A 20,127-nucleotide genomic window follows, 5' to 3' on the forward strand; every position below is an offset into this window, starting at 1 on the left:
TTCCAAAACTTGGATACCTAAAATAGTGAGACATGCTCCGAATCACTTAAAATTCAACACTGTATCTTGTGTGAAAATATTTTAAAGTTATTGAATAAATTTAAATTGGAGCTTGTTTCCCTATAGTTATATATTCTATAATCTAACCTACTTTTGAGTATGCAATTCGTATAAACTCATAAAATTGTAGTAAAGCACTTTAATCTTATATTGCAAATATACAACATAAGGTTTAAATATACAATATATGAAAATTTTAAATGAAAATCATTAAAAAAATTAATGGTTTAACTATAACAAATAATTTTATATAATAAATATATCATTTTAAGATTATCAATTAAAAAAATTGTATAAATAAAATAGGGGAATATGCTTTGAATTATTTTAAATTTAATAAAGTTATAAAAATAGAAAAAGCAGCTTTAAAAACTGCTTTCTGAAATTATTTTATTTTAAATTTATAATAAAATATTAAAACTACAATTATAAGTATAACTACTAAAATTAAATATGACGATATTCTAAATGTTGAGTTATTAAAATGTAACCATCTAGAACTACTACTTACTTTTGAAGTGTTTTGCTTATATGTAGAACTTTTAGAGTTTGTAGTGGTTTTATTTGTTTCACTACTATTACCTTTAGGAGTAGTAAAACTACCAGACTTTACTTTTGATTCATTTGGAGTTGTGTCATTTTTAGATTTTGAACTATTAGATTTCTGATTAGAGAAATTTCCAGAATTAATTTTTGAATCATTTACAGTTTTATCTGTAGACACACTACTTTTAGATTTATCAGTAGTAGATTTTGATTTGGTATCTGTTTTAGGTTTAGAAAAGCTACCGGAACTTGCTTTTGAATTAGTGGTAGATTTACTTTTAGTTATATCGCTTTTTGGTTTAGTTGAAGATTTTGAACTATCAGACTTAGAAAAACTACCAGACTTTACTTTTGAATTAGTTGTAGGCTTATTTTTAGTAACATTACTTTTAGGTTTAGTTGAGGATTTGCTCGTGGAAGTACTAGACTTGGAAAAGCTACCAGAACTAACCTTGGAACTACTTTTAGATTTACTTACAGAGGTAGTTTTTAATTTTGAATGGCTACTAGATTTAGCAAAAACAACTTCATCATTACTAAAAAATCCAGTGAAAACAAAAATAGATAAGAAAATTATAGCTAAAAATCGAGCTAATTTATTATTCATAACAATTTAGCTTAACAAAAGAATCATATATTTTATCTAAATCTTCTTTAGTAATAGGTAAATACTCTACTTCACCATTTAGATATTTTATATATTCTAATATATGTTGATTATTTCTATTATTGTTTTCTACTAAGTATATATAGTATTTATTTTCTTTTAAATTTTCTAACAGTCCTAGAGGTTCAAAGTTTACATCTCTTTCTTCATCGTTAGAATATAAAGTAATAGTATTTAGCCCCTTAGTTATACAGTTATCCATCTCATTGCAGTTATGAACATAGTAAGATGGAAGGCAATTTAAACATTTTTTAAAAGAACAGCTGGATATGCATTTTAAACATTTACACTTTCTACAAAGTTCTAATTTTTTCAAATCGTTAATTATAGTAGATTTATAATTTAAAACTTCAGTTTTATATTTTTCATCACTTTTTAAAAAATCAAAAAAGTCTTTTTTATCAGCTTTATAATCTGCATCATCTAACTTATCCAAATAATCTTTTATTATATGAACTTTCTTTATAAAAAATCTACTATTATAATCATCTTCATCTAGCAATTCGCTAATATTATCTATAGATAGTATTAAGTCGGTATACAAATCTTTATAGTGATCTCTTTCACTATTTGTAAATTCTTTTATTTTATTCAAATATTTCACTTCCTTGTTTTATTAAAGTATAAAGGTTTAAACTTCATTTTGAAGGTTGAATACATAAAAAAGTAATACAAGCTCCGAATCACTTAAAATTCAATACTATATCTTGTGTGAAAATATTTTAAATTTATTGAATAAATTTAAATTGGAGCTTGTTTACCTATAGCTATCTATATTTATCTAGTTCAGATTTTAAGTCCTGTGAATTTGAGTTTTCATTTAAATAGGACTTTAACTCATCTTCTGGATTTTCTTCTTTGAATGATTCTAGACCATTAGCATAATTCTCTTTTTCTTGTATTTTTCTTTCAATGTCATCTATGGAAATGTTAGAATCTTTATTTACATTAGTTAAAATCTCATTAACTTTAGCCTGAGCTTCAGCAGTAGAATATCTTGCAGCAAGTTCTGATTTTTTTGATTTTAATTCTTCAACTTCATTTTCAAGCTTTTTTATATTTTCTTTAACTAAATTAGCACTAGTAGAGATTTTTTCTATAGTAATATTTAAACTTTCAAGCTTTTTATCTAAATCTTTTTTCTTAACTAAAAATTTAGTTGCTTTTTCTTCATCGTTGTTAGATAAGGCTTTTTTAATACCTTCCTCATATTGAGAAATTGTACTTTTAAGTTCATTTACCTCTCTTCTTTTTTCATTGATAGAACCTATAAAAGATGCACTTTCTCTTTTAGCATTGTCTACAGCAGTTTGCCTATTTCTTATAGCTACATCTATTTGTTCAATAGGATTTTCTAATCCGTCTAGAACTTTATTTGCTTTACCACTAAGTATATTTGATAATCTTGTAAAAACTCCCATTTTTAATTACTCCTTTTAAAATAAACTAGTATTATAAAAAACTAATTTATTCTTTAAATTTAATATATTTTATTATATTATACATAAATTATTAAAAAAAACCAATAAATTCAATAAATTAACAGTGAAAATTAAAATATATTTGTCGAAGTTATAATAAGAATATCTTAATATGCGATTCAATAAGGGTATGTTGAAAAATTATAATTACAATTTCTTTGGATAAACTATTATTATTAAAGCTAAAAAGGTGGTGCAGTTTTGAAAAAATTAATTAAAGAATTTAAAGAATTTGCAGTAAAGGGTAATGTAATAGATTTAGCTGTAGGTGTAGTAATCGGAGGAGCATTTAGCAAAATAGTTACATCTATGGTAAATGATATAATAATGCCAATTGTAGGATTTTTTACAGGAGGAATTAATTTCTCACACTTTGCTATTGAAATTGTTAAGGAAACACAAAATAAGCCAGCAATAACACTGAATTTAGGAATGTTTTTGCAAAACGTGGTAGATTTTTTAATTATAGCATTATCTATATTTATAGTTATAAAATTTATAAATAAGTTTAAGAAAAAATATGAAAAAGAAGAATTGAAAGAAATGAAAATAAATGAAGAGTTAGAAATCTTAAAAGAAATAAGGGATCTTTTAAAAAATAAATAAAATAAATTAAAGTTTCACAAGTTGTTCCCATAAAAATATTATAGTTAGTGATAGTTATAATATTTAACTGCCTAGGGCAAATTTAAGGTGATTTATTAACTAGCAGTAAATTATTAATCCTAAATTCTAAATATATGTTTAAAAATAATTAGATATAAAAAAGATAAAGTCAGTATAGTTTGACTTTATCTTTTTTATAATTTTTACATTTAAATTAATAATTAATTCCAGATGCAAGTATATTTTCTTTATTCATAGAACTACAAGGTGTAACACCATAAGTCATATTACAGTGTGGACATTTATCCACATGTGTAGTCATTATAAATGTATTACCACAAGAACATTGTATTTCATGTTCAACTTTCATTTTTAAATCTTCTTTTTCTTTACTTCTTACTAAATCTACTATAGCCTTCCCGTCTTTTTCTAATCCAGTACATCCACAACTCATATTTAAATCCTCCTAAAATGTAAACTTTAAATTAAAACATTATTTTATTCATGTAATTTTTATAATTTAATAACTTGAATATATTAAGTTAGAAAGTATATTTTAACTCATTTATTTTATTATATAAAATATTTTCACGAAAATCCGTAACTAATGTTACCAATTCTTGATTTTCATAAAATATTATGCTCTTTATATATTATTAGATTTGTAGTATAATTTTAAAAGATTAATAAAAGGTGAATCATGATTCATAAAAAATAAATTCAAGAAGGAAGGAACTATTTATGGAGTCAAATAATACAGATTTAAGCAAAGGTAATATAGGAAACTTATTATTTAAATTAGCTACTCCAGCTATCATAGCTCAAATAGTAAATGTACTATATAACATAGTGGATAGAATTTTTATAGGAAGAATAGAAAATGGAGATATAGCTATGGCAGGTGTTGGTATTGCTTTTCCTATAATTATGATAATATCTGCTTTTGCAGCTTTAATCGGAATGGGTGGGGCACCACTTGCTGCTATAAAAATGGGTGAGAAAGATAATGATAGTGCAGAAAAAATACTTAGCAATAGTTTTTCAATGCTTATAATAATATCATTAATTTTAACGGTTACATTTTTAATTTTTAATGAACCAATATTGTGGGCATTTGGTGCAAGTAACGCAACTATAGGGTTTGCAAAGGATTATTTAATTATATATTTAATAGGTACACTGTTTGTTCAAATATCATTAGGAATGAACCCTTTTATAAATACTCAAGGTTTTGCAAAAATAGGAATGATTACTGTACTTATTGGCGCTGCTGTAAACATATTATTAGATCCGATTTTTATATTTGTATTTGATATGGGTGTTAAAGGGGCAGCAATAGCTACAGTTACTGCTCAATTTGTTTCAGCATTATGGGTTATATTCTTTTTATTTGGGAAAAAAAGTATTTTAAAAATAAGAAAAAAATATATGGTTCCAAATTTAAAAATTATTTTTCCAATTATAACGTTAGGAGTTGCACCATTTATAATGCAATCCACTGAAAGCTTAGTTTTAATTACATTGAATAATAAACTTCAGGTATATGGTGGTGATTTAGCAGTAGGAGCCATGACTATAATGAGTAGTATTAGTCAAATAGTAACGTTACCACTTACAGGGCTTACTCAAGGTGCACAACCGATAATAAGTTATAATTTTGGAGCAAAGAATATTGATAGGGTTAAAGATACTTTTAAATTGTTATTGAAATCTTCGATAATTTATGCCGTAGTTGTATGGATATCTCTTATGGTATTCCCAGAAGTTTTTGTCAGTATATTTAATGATAAAGCAGAACTTTTAGCTATAACTTCTTGGAGTATAAAAATATTCTTTGGTGGAATTTTTGCTATAGGAGCTCAAATAGCATGTCAACAAACTTTCTTAGCATTAGGACAAGCTAAAACATCGCTATTTCTTGCATTGTTAAGAAAAATAGTACTTCTTATACCGTTAACATTTATAATTCCTATTTTTATGGAAAATAAACTTCAAGGAGTATTACTTGCAGAGCCAGTTGCAGATATAATTGCAGCAATTACTACAGTAACTTGTTTTACTATATTTTATAAAAAAACATTGACTAAAATGGAAAATCAACTTAATTAACTATTTAATTGCTTAAGATATAACTTAGAAAATTATAGATGTAAAGAGGCTGTACAAGAATGTAATTTTATAACTTACTTCTGTATAGCTTTTTTATATTTATTTAGGTTATTTTTTTGTTTTAGAATTAATTTATACCTATATAGGAATAATAATTTTAAACATTACAGATAAGGAGGGTTTTTAGTGTCAATTGAAGAAAAATTAAAAGTTATTCCACTAGGTGGTTTAGGGGAAATAGGAAAAAATATTACAGCTATAGAATATAAAGAAGAAATTATAGTTATAGATTGTGGAGCAGCATTTCCAGATGAAGAAATGTATGGTGTAGATTTAATAATACCAGATGTTACTTATTTACTTAACAATAAAGAAAAGGTAAAGGGAATTTTTATAACTCATGGTCATGAAGATCATATAGGTTCACTACCTTATATATTAAAACAAATAAATGTACCTGTATATGGTAGTAAATTAACTTTAGGAATAATTGAAAAAAAGCTAAAAGACAGTAATTTAAAGTTTGAATATAAATTAAATGTAGTTGCTCCTGGTAATATTATAAAACTTGAAAATTTAGCAATAGAATTTATAAGAACAACTCATAGTATTGCAGATTCTTGTGCCATAGCAATTCATACTCCACTTGGAACAATACTTCATACTGGTGATTTCAAAATAGATTACACACCAATTGATGGATTATTTATGGATTTACAAAGAATATCTGAGATAGGAAAAGAAGGTGTATTACTTTTAATGGCCGATAGTACTAATGCAGAGAGAGGTGGCCATACTATATCAGAAAAATCCATTGGAGAAACTTTAAATAAAATATTTTCTAAAGCTGATGGCCGTGTAATTGTAGCTACATTTGCGTCTAATATTCATAGAATGCAACAAATAATAAACTCATCTATCAAACATGGAAGAAAAGTTGCTTTTAGTGGAAGAAGTATGGAGAGTATATCAGAAGTTGCAAGGGAGTTAGGATATTTACACATACCAGATGATTTTGTTATAGAAGTTGATGAAATTGCTGGAATGGATAATGATAAAGTTACTATAGTAACTACAGGAAGTCAAGGAGAACCAATGGCAGGATTGGCACGAATAGCTTTTTCTACTCATAAAAAAATCAAAGTAGAACCAAAGGATTTATTTATTATATCTGCATCACCAATTCCAGGTAATGAAAAATTAATATCAAGGGTTATTAATCAGTTATTTAAAAAAGGGGCAGATGTAATATACGAGGCTTTAGAAGAAGTACACGTATCAGGTCATGCTTTTAGGGAAGAATTAAAATTGATGCATAGATTAGTAAAGCCTAAATATTTCATACCGATACATGGAGAATATAGACATTTAAAACACCATAAAGATTTAGCAGAAAGCTTAGGTATGGAAGAAAATAAAATATTTATATTGGAAAATGGTAGTGTCTTCGAAGCAACAAAAGATAATGCAAAATTATGTGGAAAAGTTAAAACAGGGAATATACTAGTAGATGGTCTTGGTGTAGGTGATGTAGGAAATATAGTGCTTAGAGACAGAAGACATTTAGCACAAGAGGGAATGGTGACTATTGTTGTTGCAATAGAAAGAGAAAGTTATACACTAATTTCAGGTCCAGATGTCATAACTCGTGGATTTGTTTATGTAAAAGAGTCAGAAGAGTTAATAGGTAAAGTAAAAGAGGTTGCTAAGAAAGAATTAGAATATGCACTAGAAAATCAAATAATTGAGTGGTATCTTTTAAAATCTAATATGAAAAGAGCAGTTGAGACACTAATATACGAAAAGACTAAAAGAAGACCTACAATTTTACCTATTATAATGGAAATTTAAAAAAATAAAGAGACTGTATTTTATACAGTCTCAAGTTTTAGTTAACTATAGCTAGTAAAGTTTCTGGTTCAGTTATAAATTTAACACCTTCAGGAAGAGGTATATCTTTTACATAAATTTTATCGTTATATTCTTTATCGCCAACATATAACTCTATAAATTCAGGTATTTTTTCGACTTCACCTTGAAGTTCAACTTCATTTAAGAAGTTTTCTACAACTAATCTCTTTAAGGCAAGGTTTTCATGACCTTTAAGACTTACTGAAAGTTTTAATTTAATTATCTCTTTTTCAACAACTTGTTGGAACTCAACGTGCAATATCTTTCCTGACACTGCATCTTTATCAACTTTCTTAACGACACAAAGTTTTGAAGTTCCATTAAGATTAAGTTTTATTATTGAACCTTCAGAATTTGATCTAAGTAATTTAATTAATGTAGAATTGTCAATTTTAACTGGTATATTTGTTTCTAAACATTTCCCAAATATTATTCCAGGAACTTCTCCATGTGCTCTTACTTTTTTACCTTTTTCATTTGCATTTCTTTCTTTTATATCAACTATATTCATATCTTAAACTCCTTAACTGTAAAATTATTTTTTTTGTCATTATTACTTATAAAATTAAATTCTAAAGCAATTTAAGATAATACTTCACATATTAGGAGGCCTTAAATCTGCTTAAGAAATTGTAAGTACCCCTCCACATATGCATCACTCTCCTTTTAGGTTATAGTATTAACTCTATTTTAACTGGAAAAAAAATAAAATAAAGGGAATATAGTAAATGTTTACATTTTGTTAATAAATATTATAAAAAATGTTAAAATAAACAATAATTTGTAAAATATATTTGCAAATAGTAAAAAAAATATGTTATTATAATACATGAAACGCTATAGAATTATTTTATTAGGGAGAATTTATGATAGAAACTATTTTTTTAGCTTTTTTAATTGGAAAAATAAAAGGGTATAAAATAAAGCCTATATTTAAAACTTGGCAGATATATCCTCCGATATTATTAGAAATAATTTGCTTTATATTACAAGTTAATATTTTTCGTGGAAATTATCATACTATAATTTATTTTAAAAATATAAAGACAATTTATTTAATGTCCTATATATTTTTAATTTTAAAATATAAAGAATATGTACAAGCTATTATAGGGTCTGTATTTATTTTTATAGGTAGTTTTTTAAATAAAATAGCTATATTAAAAAATAATGGTAAGATGCCTGTGTTTCCAACTTTATCATATAAAACTGGGTATGCTACAAAGGAAGCTTTTAATATAGTTAAAGATATACATATATTAGGTGATGAAAATAGTAGTGTGATTTTTTTAACAGATATCTTTGATTTAGGATACAGTGTTTTAAGCATAGGAGATATATTAATTCGTGCTTATGTATTTATTATAATTTACACTTCTATTAAGTTGGCAAGTAAAAAACAAGAACAAGACGAAAATAGTTCATTAAAAGTAATATAAAATAAATATAATAAGATTTTAGGATTAAATTTTATACTTTTAAACAAACAAATGAGAAATTCCTGTATATATGGAGGTGTAAAAAAAGATGCTTAGTTTATCTTTTTTAGAAATAGTGTGCAGAGTATTGCCTGAAAGTCTTATAATTTTATTTGGCATGTATACATTTTCAAGAACAGAATTTAATATGAAAAATTATATAAATTCTAATATAGTATTGGTTATTTGTATATACATTATAAGGAAATTGCCTATAAATTTTGGAGTTCATACTATTTTAAATATACTTATATTAGTGGTGATAAGCCATATCTTGAATAATATAGATGTAATTTCAAGTGTTAAGATAGCAATTAAACTATCTATACTTCAATTTTTTAGTGAAGGTCTTAATATATTATTTATTAAAAACATTTTAAATAAAAATATAGTTTACATTTTTAATGATAGTTATATGAAAGTTATGTATGGTTTACCATCTTTGGTAATTTTCATTGCTTTAATAAGTTTAATAAGGTATGGATTTGGAAGGGAAAGTGAAGAGTTTTAAATTATGCTTAAAATAGTAAATGCAATCTCTAAATGGATGGCAATAAAATTAGATTTAGATGATGAAAAAAAAGATGTTATAGCGTATGGTATGTTTGCATTCTTTCAAAGTATATTTTGTATTTTATTAGTAATTATAGTAGGATTCATTTTTCATGTACTTGTAGAAGCATTAATAATATCATTTTCTATAGCTATTTTAAGAAAATCTTCTGGTGGAATTCATGCAAGTACTCCAGGAATATGTGCAATAGTAGGAACTTTAGTGCCTATAATTTGTTCTTTGATTATAAAAAATATTAATATAACATTATATGTAGTTATATTTTTTGGAGTAATAGCATTTTTAATATCTTATATGTTAGTATATAAGTTAGCGCCGGTAGATAGTATAAAAAAACCTATAAAAAATATAAAAAAACGCTTAAAACTTAAAAGAAAATCTATAATAACAATTAGTGTATATTTAGTTTTAGTCATATTAAATCTTATAGCATATTACATATGGGAAAGCTATGATTTAATGGTTTATTCTTTATGTATTTGTAGTGGGATGTTATGGCAAGTTTTTACGCTTACTAAAATAGGACATCTTTTGTTAAGTAAAGTAGATGATTTTTTAAGTAATATAATTAGTTATGAGGCATGTGAAAAAAGATAGTAGATTATAGTTACAAAAGAAACAAGTAAATTAATTTATTATTTAATTTAATATGCCATATAAGGGAGGGGAATTTTATGAGAAAATCTAGAAACAAAATATTAATGTTAGTAGCAACAGCTATGACAGTTGTAGCTTCAACAGTAGCATCAGCAGCATGTTACTGGGCATTTTATCAACCAGAAGAACCTAAAAGTTTAAGAGATGAATAGTAAATAAAGATCGGTTTATCCGGTCTTTATTTTAAAAATTAAGTAAAAAAGGGTAAATTCTATGAAAGATAGTGAAAAAGTAAAGATAAAACAAATCAATGATATTGTATCTATAGTAAAAATAGCATCATTATTTTTTGTTACTATAATATTTTTTGATGTGATGTTTCAAAAAAATGGATACTTAGATATGTTTATATACAATAATATAGATTTTATATGTTTTATGCTTCCTATTCTTTTATTAACAGGTATTTATACACTTTGGACATTTTCAATTAGCAGGAGATATTGTGAAAAAAGTCATAAGAAAATACATATAATTGAAAATATGATTTTTGTAGTATTATTATTCTTTTGTATAATTGTTTCAGGTGGTTATACTAGTGAATATAAATTAATATTTTTATTTATAATTATAACCTCTACCATACAGTGTGGCATGAATCATGGGTTGCTTATAGCGGCTAGTTCTTCCATCTTAATATTAGCATTAGATTTAATATGTGGACCTAATAAAAGTGTTAATCAATATTTTCAAAGGGATTTAATATTAAGTGGTATTTTTATGTTAACTGCTTGGCCCCTTGGTTATTATGTAAAAATAGAAAAAGAACACATCAAAGAGTTAGAAAAAGCAATTAACAAAGATGGATTAACAAATGTATATAATCATAGATATTTTCAAGATAAAATACGAGAACAAATAAGAATAGCAAAAGAAGCTAAGGATTCTGTTGGTATTATATTTTTAGATATAGATTTCTTTAAAAATTATAATGATCTTTATGGCCACCAAAATGGAGACAAGGTTCTTTTTAAGGTGGCAAAACTATTAGAACAAAACGTTAGAAAATGTGATATAGTTTCAAGATATGGCGGTGAAGAATTTTCAATTATTCTACCTTCAATAGATGAATGTGAACTTATAAAGATTGCTGAAGACATAAGAAAAATTATTGAAAAATATAAGTTTTATGGGGAAGAAAATCAACCTAAAGGTAAACTTACAGTGTCAATAGGGGTTTCTTTATATCCGTCTAAAGCTGATGATGCAGAAGAACTTATTAAAACCGCTGATGATGCTTTATACAGAGCTAAATTCTTAAGTAGAAATAGAACAGAGTTTTATGAGTGTATTTTTGAAGGAATTAATTTTAATGTATGTAAAGAGGATGCTGAGAAAATAACTTCTATAAAAACATTGATAAGTGTTATAAATTCTAAGGATAAGTATACCTATGGTCATTGTGAAAGAATGGTTTTTTACACTAAATTAATAGGTGATAAAATAAAATTAAGTAATAATGATATAAAAACATTAGTATATTCAGCTTATCTTCATGATGTAGGAAAAATTCATATTGATAAAGATATATTAACTAAAAAGTCCACTTTAAATGAGAAGGAGTGGAATATTATAAAGGAACATCCCATAAAAGGTGCTGAACTTATAAGCCAAATTAATCCATTAAAGGATATATCTGAAATAATATTGCATCATCATGAAAGGTATGATGGAAATGGTTATCCAAGTAAATTAAAAGGAGAAGAAATACCCTATTTATCTAGAGTATTGACGGTAATTGATAGTTTTGATGCTATGACATCAAACAGACCATATGGAAAAAAGAAAGATTATAAGGAGGCAATTGAAGAATTGAAAAGATGTAGTGGTTCTCAATTTGATCCGGATATTGTTAGGATTTTTATAGATGCTATATATGAAAAAAAAGATATGTTGGAATTTTAAACTTTATGAAAATATATGATTGTTTAAATTTAATAATAATCATATATTTTTTTATTTTTAAAAAGAATAACTTAAAATTTATGCTAAACTTTAAGTTATCCCTTTAAATCTTTAAATCATTGGTGTTAAGTAAGTTTTTTTAGTGGTTTTGTTAATAAGTTTTGAGGCTATATCATTTATAATTGCAACACCTGCTTTTATTTCATCTACATTAGTGCCAGCAAAACTAATTCTTATAGTCTTATTCATATTATCACATTTGGAAGTATAAAATATTTTACCTGGTACTAAAAGCACATCTTTTTTTGCACATTCTAAATAGAGTTTTGTTGCATCTAATTCTTTAGGTAGCGTTAACCAAAAATTAAGTCCACCCTGTGGTTTAAAAAAAGTTATACCATACTTTTCAAGTTTATTAAGTTCATATACCATTGCATCATATTTACTTTTATAAATATTTTTCATATAAGATAAATGATTTTCCCATTGTCCTTTTTCAAAATATATATGAAGTGCCCTTTGTATTAAACCTGATGAAGAAATATCAGTTGTGTGTTTAGCCATCATAAATTTATCAACAATTATTTCAGGACAAGTTACAAAACCTATTCTTAAACCTGGCATTAAAAGTTTAGAGAAACTTTTTACATATATTACACGGTCATTTGTATCTAATGATTTTAAAGTTGTATTCATAGAAAGGTTAGAAAATGAAAGACCTGCTAATGAATCATCTTCAACTATATAAAAATTATATTTATCAGCCATTTTTAAAATTTTGTATAGTTTTTCTTCACTATAAGATATTGTAGTTGGATTTTGAAATTTAGTCATAAGATACACAAGTTTTGGATGATATTTCTTTACATTTTCTTCTAAAATATCAGTATCTATACCATCCTGTAACATTGGTACTCCTACAATTTGAGCGTCTCTAGATTTAAAAACAGAAACAGCGCCACTATAAGTAGGATTTTCAGTTATAACATAATCACCAGGGTTTAAAAGGCATTTTCCAATAATATCAATACCTTGTTGCGCACCAGAAACTATTTGTATAAAATCTGATGGAACCTTTATTGAATTTGATCTTAATAAATAATCAGAAAGAGCTTCGCGTAAAGGTTCATAGCCATTACTTTCTTGATATCCGAATGCAAAGCCTTTATCTCTATCAAGAACTTCGTTTAATGCACTTTTAAATATATCTACAGGAAATATGCTAGGGTCTGGCGTAGCACTAGCAAAGTTAATTGCATTTTCAGAAATTTCAATTTGGCCACTAGTCATAAGTTTTATATTTTCGTATTCATAATCGTAGTCATCATTTTGTATCGGTGAAAAATATTCTTTTGTAGTATCGCTCGGTACAATTTTTTTAAATTTTTTATCTTTGATATAATATCCACTACCTTTAACAGCAGTAACATAATCATTAACTTCTAAATGCTTATATGCATTTACTATAGTTACATTATTTACATCAAGTTTTGTAGCTAATTTACGTATAGGTGGAAGCTTATCACCAATAGATAGTTCATTTTTATCTATAAGTTTTTCTATACTATTAGCAATTTGCATATACATTGGAACGCTACAATTTTTATCCAATTGTATCGATAAAGTATCCATTAAAAACATTCCTTTCGAAAATTGTATTATAAATCTTAAAATTGTATTGACAACCTTAAAATTGTATGCAATAATTTAATTGTTGAAACGATACAAAATATATTTTTAGTACATATATCTATAAATAGAAACAAATTGTATCGTTACACTTATTATATATTAATATTTTAGTTTTGTAAAGGGGAGATATTATGGGGAACAAATATGAATCAAAGAAAAATATTGCCGAAATGTTAAAAGGCGGAGTAATTATGGATGTTGTAAATGTAGAGCAGGCTAAAATAGCTGAAAAAGCAGGAGCTGTTGCAGTAATGGCTTTAGAACGTGTTCCATCAGACATAAGAAAACAAGGTGGAGTTGCAAGAATGTCTGATCCTAAAATGATAAGAGAAATAAAAAAAGCAGTATCTATTCCTGTAATGGCAAAAGTAAGAATAGGACACTTTGTTGAAGCTCAAATTTTAGAAGCGATACAAATAGATTATATAGATGAAAGTGAAGTTTTAACACCAGCAGATGAAGATTTTCATATAGATAAAAAAGCTTTTAATATTCCATTTGTATGTGGTGCAAGAAATCTTGGAGAAGCTTTGAGAAGAATAGGAGAAGGAGCCCTAATGATAAGAACTAAGGGTGAAGCTGGAACAGGTAATGTAGTGGAAGCAGTTAGACATATGAGACAAGTTACAGATGATATAAAAAAAGTAAAAAGTGCTACAAGGGAACAACTGATGACAATTGCCAAAGACATGGGAGCACCTTTTGATTTAATAGAATATGTTTATGAAAATGGAAAGTTACCGGTTGTTAATTTTGCAGCAGGTGGTATAGCTACACCAGCAGATGCAGCACTTATGATGCAACTTGGTTGTGATGGAGTTTTTGTAGGATCTGGAATATTTAAATCTTCTAATCCAGAAAAAAGAGCAGAAGCTATAGTAAAAGCAGTAAAATATTACAATAAGCCAGAAATTCTTGCTCAAATATCAGAGGATTTAGGAACGGCAATGGATAGTCTTGATATAAGAGAAATTCCGGAAAACAGTTTATATGCTAATAGAGGATGGTAGTATACAATTAGTAAAGATATTTATATGTTATTAAAAAGATTATAGGATTATTTCATTTAAAATTTTTATAGCTATAAATAAGTAAAAAGTAAAATGAAAATATTTTAGAGTTATTGAATAAATTTGAAGAGGAGCTTGTTTCTCTATAGACTATGTCAAAATAAAATTAAAGTTTTGGCATAGTTTTTATTTTTTTATCTAGATGTTTTCTATAGCTATAGATTTATTGTTAATAAGGTAAACTAATGTTATAATAAAGAACTAAAGGAATTTTTATGAAACGTAAATATTAAGGTCATAAATTACATATTAAGGAGATTTATATGCTTAGGTTTTTAGATAGTGGAGAATCCCATGGAAAAGCTTTGGTAGCAATATTAGAAGGACTGCCAGCTAATTTTTGTTTAGATTTAGATTTTGTAAATAATGAACTTTCTAGAAGACAATGTGGCTATGGTCGTGGCAACAGAATGAAAATTGAGAAGGATAAAGCGGAAATTTGGTCAGGATTAAGAGGCAATAAAACAACAGGAAATCCAATGTCTATTATAATTTTTAATAAAGACTATGAAAATTGGAAAGAATTTATGGAAAATGAGACAAAGGATGAGGAAAAAATAGTAATTCCAAGACCAGGACATGGTGATTTAGTTGGTTATTTTAAATATAATACTACAGATATAAGAGATACTATAGAGCGAAGTTCTGCAAGGGAAACTGCTATAAGAACAGCTGTTGGTGCCGTATGCAAAAATATGCTTTTAGAACTTGGTATTGAAATAAGAAGTAAAGTTAACTCTATTGGTCCTTATAAAGATAGTAATATGGATTTATTTGATAATAGAGTATATGAAAGAATAAATAATAGCGATGTTAGGGTGTTTGATAAAACAACTGAAATAAAAATGAAAAAACTTATAGACTATTGCAAAGATAAAGGGGATACTGTAGGTGGTAGTATAAAGGTTGAAGTGAAGGGTGTTCCACTAGGACTTGGAAGTTATGTCCACTATGATAGAAAACTTGATGGCATTTTATCAATGGCAATTATGTCTTTGCAAGGAATTAAAGCTGTTGAAATAGGGGATATATTAAATAAAGATAAAGTCTTTGGTAGTGAATTTTTAGATGAAATGTACTTTGAAGATAAAAAACTAAAAAGGGCTTCCAATAATGGTGGAGGAATAGAAGCGGGAGTTTCTAACGGTGAAAATATAAAATTAACAGCTTATATGAAACCAATCCCATCTGTAAAACTACCTTTACAATCTGTAAACTTAAAAGAAAATACTAATGTTACTACTCGTTATGAACGTTCAGATGTTTGTGGTGTTGTACCAGCATCAATTGTAATTGAAAACATTGTTGCATTTGAAATATTAAAAGAAATATTAAAAGTATATCAACAGGATGATTTTAACAAATTAAAGTGTGACATACAAAAACTTTAAGGCATATGAAAAGAGATAAGAAATTGAAGATTTTAGTCATATTTATAAGAAAACAAGAAGATGAAATTCAGATATAGTAGTTATATGTCTGGATTTTTCCAATGAAGTATTTGGAATAAATAGGCAAAAATATTCATTTATTATTTATTTCATTATTCCTAATATAGAAATATGAGGTGATTATATGAGTAAAGAAAAAATGCTTATTTTAGATGGTCATAGTTTAATGTATAGAGCATTTTACGCTATGCCTAATTTAAGTAATTCGGAAGGATTATTTACAGGTGCTATATATGGATTTTCTAATATGCTATTTAAAATGATAGATGAAATAGAGCCAGATTATATAGTAGCTACTTTTGATAGGTCTAAACCAACCTTTAGACATGAAAGCTTTCAGGATTATAAAGCCGGTCGTAAAACTATGCCAGATGAACTTAGAATGCAATTTCCAATTGTTAAAGATATGCTTAATAAGATGGCAATAAATATTTTTGAGTTAGATGGTTTTGAAGCAGATGATTTAATAGGGACATTAGCTACATATGTTGAAAAAGAAGGTATGGAAGTATATATAGTTACAGGAGATAAAGATGCTCTTCAACTTGCAACTGAAAATATAAAAGTTGTTATAAATAAAAAAGGTGTAACAGAAAAAGAAATTTATGATAAAAAAAGAATGATAGAAGAATATGGTGTAACTCCAGAAGAATTTATAGATGTAAAAGGACTTATGGGGGATAAATCTGATAACATACCAGGTGTTCCTGGAGTTGGGGAAAAAACAGCTTTTAAACTTATAAAAGAATTTAAAAGTATTGAAAATCTTCTTCAAAACTTAGATAAGGTAAGTGGTAAAAAACTTAAAGAAAATTTACTTGAAAATAGCGAGCAAGCTATATTTAGTAAGAAGCTAGCTACTATTGTAAAAAATGCTCCTATTGATATTAATATGGATGAAATAAAATCTAAAAAAGAGTATGATACAAATGGACTAAAAGAACTTTTCTTTAAATTAAAGTTTAAAGCTCATATAGATAGATTAAACAAAGAAGATGGAAATTGTAGCAAAGAAAATAACTGTGATATAGAGTTTGAATTAATAAAAAATATAGATGAATTAAAAAAAATATTAAATATAAATACGGAAAAATCATTTTTTACATTTAATATAAAAGATGAGAATGTTTTCTCTAAAATATATTTAGAAAAATTATATATGTGTTTTGATAATAAATATTATGTAATAAATATAAAAACTATAAAAGAAGAGAATTTAGAGGAAGCTTTAAAAGTTTTAAAAGAGTTCTTTGAAAATGAGAAAATAGAAAAAGTATCTCATAATGTTAAAAACCTTTATAAAGTTTTACAAAAGGATGGTATAGAGCTTAAATCATTAGAATTTGACGCAGAGATTGCAGCTTACTTAATAGATTCATCAAAGTCCGAATATAGTTTAAAAACTTTATCATCTAATCTTTTAATGGAAACTGTTGAATCAGAGGATGAAGATAAATTACAAATAACTTTACTTTCTAAACTAGAAAGAATATATGAATTAGAAAAAGAAAAAATTGAGCAGTTAAATATGCAAGAACTATTATACGATATAGAACAGCCATTAACTAAAGCTATTGCTGATATGGAAAAGGAAGGTTTTAAGATAGATAGAACTACCCTTGAAGATCTTGGAGTAGCATTTAAGGGAGAATTAGACAGTTATACTAGTGAAATTTATGGTCTTGCAGGGGAAGAGTTTAATATAAATTCTCCCAAACAGCTTGGAAAGATATTATTTGAAAAATTGGATTTACCTATAATTAAAAAAACTAAAACAGGATATTCTACAAATGCAGAAGTTTTAGAAGCTTTAAAAGAGAAGCATCCAATAATAAACAAAATAACTTATTACAGACAACTTTCAAAAATTTATTCTACTTACGTAGAAGGATTAAAACCTGTAATCGACGTAGATGATAAAATTCATTCTAGTTTTAATCAAACAGTTACTACAACAGGAAGGCTTTCAAGTACAGAGCCTAATCTTCAAAATATACCTATAAAATACGAAATGGGTAGAAAAATAAGAAAGGCATTTATTTCACATAATGATGAATCTGTATTACTATCTGCAGATTATTCTCAAATAGAACTAAGGGTTCTTGCCCATATTTCACAGGATGAAAATTTAATAAACGCCTTTAAAAAACACAATGATATTCATACTATAACTGCATCAGAAGTCTTTAATGTCAGTGTAGATGAAGTTACTAAAACAATGAGAAGTAATGCAAAGGCCGTAAATTTTGGAATTGTATATGGTATAGGAGATTTCAGTCTTTCTCAAGATTTAGGTATAACAAGAAAAGAAGCTAAAGAATATATAGAAACTTATCTTTCTAGATACCCAAAGGTAAAGGATTATATAGATAACATAGTTGATGAGGCAGAAAAAACAAGTTATGTTACAACAATTTTAAATAGAAGAAGATTTATACCAGAAATATTATCTTCTAACAAAATACTTAAAGCATTAGGTAAAAGATTAGCAATGAATGCACCAATACAAGGTAGTGCAGCAGATATAATAAAAGTTGCAATGGTTAAGGTGAACAATGAGCTTAAAAAAGGAAACTTTAAAAGTACACTTATACTTCAGGTTCATGATGAACTTATATTAAATGTATATAAAGATGAACTTGATGATATAAAAGAACTTGTAAAAAAATCAATGGAAGAAGTTTTAACTTTAAATGTCCCCCTAGAAGTAGACATAAATACAGGAAATACATGGTATGACACAAAGTAATACTATAGTAGTAGGACTTACAGGTGGTATAGGAAGTGGAAAAAGTACCATATCTAAAATGATAATGGAACAAGATATAAGTATAATTGATGCCGATAAAATCTCAAGGGAAGTTTTAAATATTTATCCAGAAATTCTTTTAAAGATAAAAAATGAATTCGGAGAAGAATATTTTTATGAAGATGGTTCTTTAAATAGAAAAAAGTTAGGACAATATGTATTTTCTAGTGAAATATTAAAAAAAACTTTAGAAAATATCATAATACCCTATATAAAAAGAGAAATATTTGATAAAATAAAAAAGTGCAGAGAAAATATGGAAGAAATTGCAATAGTCGATGCACCAACATTAATAGAAAATAATCTGCAAATTTATATGGATTATGTTATTCTAGTTATGGTTGATGAAAAAACTCAAATTCTAAGGGTAATAAAAAGAGATTTACAATCTAAAGAAGAGGTTTTAAAGAGGATAAGAAATCAACTTTCACTAGAAGAAAAAATCCAATACGCAGATTATGTAATTGACAATAGTAAAGATTTAGATTTTACTAAAAGTCAATTAGCACATATCTTAAATGATATATTACTAAGGGGGAAAAATGAGAAAATTTAAAGCATTAATTAAGTTAGCTTTGATAGCTTTAGTAATTATCTTAGTCTTTAATCACGATGCTATATTAAAAAATATGTATCCTCTACAGTATGAAGGTTACATAATAACCTATTCAAGAGAATATAGCGTTGATCCTAATTTAGTAGCGGCAGTCATTAAAGCAGAAAGTAAATTTGAAAACAAGGCAGTCTCTCATAGAGGTGCTTATGGATTAATGCAAATAATGCCTGATACTGCTGATTGGATCGCATCCCAAAGTGGAATGGGGGAAATAACTTATGATGCTTTGTATGACCCTGAAACCAATATAAAAATGGGATGTTGGTATCTTAATAATCTTAGCACTGAATTTGAAGGAGATTTAGACCTTATGCTTGCAGCATATAATGGTGGAAGAGGTAATGTTCAAAAATGGTTAAAAGATGATAATTATTCTAAAGACGGAGAAAATCTTCATGCTATACCATTCAAAGAAACTAAAAACTATGTAGAAAAAGTTAATAAGAATTATAATATGTATAAAAAAATATATGATTTGAAATAACTACAATTTAA

At 26.3% G+C, this 20,127-nt stretch carries 19 protein-coding genes; 13 read left to right on the top strand and 6 right to left on the bottom strand.

The annotated features are described in order from the left end of the window. Positions 1 to 445: 445 nt before the first annotated feature. From AZI32_RS18415 to AZI32_RS09675, 3 genes are all read right to left on the bottom strand, one after another. Positions 446 to 1,213, bottom strand: coding sequence for a hypothetical protein (locus tag AZI32_RS18415; protein WP_157450883.1), 768 nt, complete (start codon positions 1,211 to 1,213; stop codon positions 446 to 448). Continuing rightward, entirely contained in the window at positions 1,206 to 1,868 is a 663-nt protein-coding gene (locus AZI32_RS09670) for a hypothetical protein (protein ID WP_061995638.1), read from the bottom strand. Before AZI32_RS09670 ends, AZI32_RS18415 begins: the two co-directional genes overlap by 8 nt. A gap of 172 nt (positions 1,869 to 2,040) precedes the next feature. Then, a complete protein-coding gene (locus tag AZI32_RS09675) occupies positions 2,041 to 2,694 on the bottom strand; it encodes a PspA/IM30 family protein (RefSeq protein ID WP_061995639.1) in 654 nt (217 codons plus the stop codon). A 261-nt stretch (positions 2,695 to 2,955) separates the two neighbouring features. Here AZI32_RS09675 and mscL point away from each other — a divergent pair, with 261 nt between their 5' ends. Continuing rightward, positions 2,956 to 3,360 carry a large-conductance mechanosensitive channel protein MscL gene (gene mscL / locus AZI32_RS09680; RefSeq protein ID WP_061995640.1) on the top strand — a complete coding sequence of 135 codons (405 nt, stop codon included), beginning with the start codon at positions 2,956 to 2,958 and terminating at the stop codon, positions 3,358 to 3,360. Positions 3,361 to 3,574: 214 nt separating this feature from the next. On the opposite strand, the gene AZI32_RS09685 is transcribed toward mscL, so the two are convergent. Continuing rightward, on the bottom strand, positions 3,575 to 3,814 hold the full coding sequence (locus AZI32_RS09685) for a hypothetical protein (RefSeq protein WP_061995641.1): 240 nt from the start codon (positions 3,812 to 3,814) through the stop codon (positions 3,575 to 3,577). 287 nt (positions 3,815 to 4,101) lie between these two features. Here AZI32_RS09685 and AZI32_RS09690 point away from each other — a divergent pair, with 287 nt between their 5' ends. Together AZI32_RS09690 and AZI32_RS09695 are read left to right on the top strand one after the other, a co-directional pair. Further along, complete coding sequence (locus tag AZI32_RS09690) at positions 4,102 to 5,469, top strand: MATE family efflux transporter (protein ID WP_010295534.1); 1,368 nt, start codon at positions 4,102 to 4,104, stop codon at positions 5,467 to 5,469. Between the two features lie 186 nt (positions 5,470 to 5,655). Beyond that, complete coding sequence (locus tag AZI32_RS09695) at positions 5,656 to 7,320, top strand: ribonuclease J (RefSeq protein ID WP_061995642.1); 1,665 nt, start codon at positions 5,656 to 5,658, stop codon at positions 7,318 to 7,320. A 37-nt stretch (positions 7,321 to 7,357) separates the two neighbouring features. Here the strand turns inward: AZI32_RS09695 and AZI32_RS09700 are convergent, their stop codons facing one another. Then, positions 7,358 to 7,891: a 50S ribosomal protein L25 gene (locus AZI32_RS09700; RefSeq protein ID WP_061995643.1), complete on the bottom strand. Its 534-nt coding sequence runs from the start codon at positions 7,889 to 7,891 to the stop codon at positions 7,358 to 7,360. Positions 7,892 to 8,246: 355 nt separating this feature from the next. Between AZI32_RS09700 and AZI32_RS09705 the strand changes: the two genes are divergently transcribed. The 5 genes from AZI32_RS09705 to AZI32_RS09725 all read left to right on the top strand — a co-directional run bounded on the left by AZI32_RS09705 (position 8,247) and on the right by AZI32_RS09725 (position 11,994). Further along, positions 8,247 to 8,819, top strand: coding sequence for a DUF5317 family protein (locus AZI32_RS09705; RefSeq protein ID WP_061995644.1), 573 nt, complete (start codon positions 8,247 to 8,249; stop codon positions 8,817 to 8,819). Between the two features lie 88 nt (positions 8,820 to 8,907). Continuing rightward, the gene (locus tag AZI32_RS09710) at positions 8,908 to 9,369 is read left to right on the top strand and encodes a hypothetical protein (RefSeq protein ID WP_061995645.1); all 462 of its coding nucleotides are present in this window, start codon (positions 8,908 to 8,910) and stop codon (positions 9,367 to 9,369) included. Positions 9,370 to 9,372: 3 nt separating this feature from the next. Then, positions 9,373 to 10,029, top strand: coding sequence for an accessory gene regulator B family protein (locus AZI32_RS09715; RefSeq protein WP_061995646.1), 657 nt, complete (start codon positions 9,373 to 9,375; stop codon positions 10,027 to 10,029). A 77-nt stretch (positions 10,030 to 10,106) separates the two neighbouring features. Beyond that, entirely contained in the window at positions 10,107 to 10,241 is a 135-nt protein-coding gene (locus AZI32_RS09720) for a cyclic lactone autoinducer peptide (protein ID WP_010295521.1), read from the top strand. Positions 10,242 to 10,302: 61 nt separating this feature from the next. Next, a complete protein-coding gene (locus tag AZI32_RS09725; RefSeq protein ID WP_061995647.1) occupies positions 10,303 to 11,994 on the top strand; it encodes a diguanylate cyclase in 1,692 nt (563 codons plus the stop codon). A gap of 111 nt (positions 11,995 to 12,105) precedes the next feature. On the opposite strand, the gene AZI32_RS09730 is transcribed toward AZI32_RS09725, so the two are convergent. Then, a complete protein-coding gene (locus tag AZI32_RS09730; RefSeq protein WP_061995648.1) occupies positions 12,106 to 13,626 on the bottom strand; it encodes a PLP-dependent aminotransferase family protein in 1,521 nt (506 codons plus the stop codon). 191 nt (positions 13,627 to 13,817) lie between these two features. Here AZI32_RS09730 and pdxS point away from each other — a divergent pair, with 191 nt between their 5' ends. The 5 genes from pdxS to AZI32_RS09755 all read left to right on the top strand — a co-directional run bounded on the left by pdxS (position 13,818) and on the right by AZI32_RS09755 (position 20,116). After that, positions 13,818 to 14,696 carry a pyridoxal 5'-phosphate synthase lyase subunit PdxS gene (pdxS, locus tag AZI32_RS09735; RefSeq protein ID WP_061995649.1) on the top strand — a complete coding sequence of 293 codons (879 nt, stop codon included), beginning with the start codon at positions 13,818 to 13,820 and terminating at the stop codon, positions 14,694 to 14,696. Positions 14,697 to 15,019: 323 nt separating this feature from the next. Continuing rightward, positions 15,020 to 16,147, top strand: a complete 1,128-nt coding sequence (gene aroC / locus AZI32_RS09740) for a chorismate synthase (RefSeq protein WP_061995650.1) — start codon at positions 15,020 to 15,022, stop codon at positions 16,145 to 16,147. Positions 16,148 to 16,331: 184 nt separating this feature from the next. After that, positions 16,332 to 18,956, top strand: coding sequence for a DNA polymerase I (gene polA, locus AZI32_RS09745; RefSeq protein WP_061995651.1), 2,625 nt, complete (start codon positions 16,332 to 16,334; stop codon positions 18,954 to 18,956). Then, entirely contained in the window at positions 18,943 to 19,572 is a 630-nt protein-coding gene (coaE, locus tag AZI32_RS09750; RefSeq protein ID WP_061995652.1) for a dephospho-CoA kinase, read from the top strand. The genes polA and coaE overlap by 14 nt, the downstream gene beginning before the upstream one ends. Next, positions 19,559 to 20,116, top strand: coding sequence for a lytic transglycosylase domain-containing protein (locus AZI32_RS09755; RefSeq protein ID WP_061995653.1), 558 nt, complete (start codon positions 19,559 to 19,561; stop codon positions 20,114 to 20,116). Before coaE ends, AZI32_RS09755 begins: the two co-directional genes overlap by 14 nt. Positions 20,117 to 20,127 lie beyond the last annotated feature (11 nt).

Source organism: Clostridium sp. ATCC 25772, from assembly GCF_001573875.1.
Taxonomy (GTDB): domain Bacteria; phylum Bacillota; class Clostridia; order Clostridiales; family Clostridiaceae; genus Clostridium_J; species Clostridium_J senegalense.

Bases quoted from the DNA above. Each gene is read 5' to 3' on its own strand.
- AZI32_RS09730 (WP_061995648.1), bottom strand. From the start codon at position 13,626: ATGGATACTTTATCGATACAATTGGATAAAAATTGTAGCGTTCCAATG.
- AZI32_RS09755 (WP_061995653.1), top strand. From the start codon at position 19,559: ATGAGAAAATTTAAAGCATTAATTAAGTTAGCTTTGATAGCTTTAGTA.
- AZI32_RS09715 (WP_061995646.1), top strand. From the start codon at position 9,373: ATGCTTAAAATAGTAAATGCAATCTCTAAATGGATGGCAATAAAATTA.
- AZI32_RS09690 (WP_010295534.1), top strand. From the start codon at position 4,102: ATGGAGTCAAATAATACAGATTTAAGCAAAGGTAATATAGGAAACTTA.
- AZI32_RS09720 (WP_010295521.1), top strand. From the start codon at position 10,107: ATGAGAAAATCTAGAAACAAAATATTAATGTTAGTAGCAACAGCTATG.
- polA (WP_061995651.1), top strand. From the start codon at position 16,332: ATGAGTAAAGAAAAAATGCTTATTTTAGATGGTCATAGTTTAATGTAT.
- AZI32_RS09685 (WP_061995641.1), bottom strand. From the start codon at position 3,814: ATGAGTTGTGGATGTACTGGATTAGAAAAAGACGGGAAGGCTATAGTA.
- AZI32_RS18415 (WP_157450883.1), bottom strand. From the start codon at position 1,213: ATGAATAATAAATTAGCTCGATTTTTAGCTATAATTTTCTTATCTATT.
- AZI32_RS09700 (WP_061995643.1), bottom strand. From the start codon at position 7,891: ATGAATATAGTTGATATAAAAGAAAGAAATGCAAATGAAAAAGGTAAA.
- coaE (WP_061995652.1), top strand. From the start codon at position 18,943: ATGACACAAAGTAATACTATAGTAGTAGGACTTACAGGTGGTATAGGA.
- pdxS (WP_061995649.1), top strand. From the start codon at position 13,818: ATGGGGAACAAATATGAATCAAAGAAAAATATTGCCGAAATGTTAAAA.
- aroC (WP_061995650.1), top strand. From the start codon at position 15,020: ATGCTTAGGTTTTTAGATAGTGGAGAATCCCATGGAAAAGCTTTGGTA.
- AZI32_RS09675 (WP_061995639.1), bottom strand. From the start codon at position 2,694: ATGGGAGTTTTTACAAGATTATCAAATATACTTAGTGGTAAAGCAAAT.
- AZI32_RS09725 (WP_061995647.1), top strand. From the start codon at position 10,303: ATGAAAGATAGTGAAAAAGTAAAGATAAAACAAATCAATGATATTGTA.
- AZI32_RS09705 (WP_061995644.1), top strand. From the start codon at position 8,247: ATGATAGAAACTATTTTTTTAGCTTTTTTAATTGGAAAAATAAAAGGG.
- AZI32_RS09710 (WP_061995645.1), top strand. From the start codon at position 8,908: ATGCTTAGTTTATCTTTTTTAGAAATAGTGTGCAGAGTATTGCCTGAA.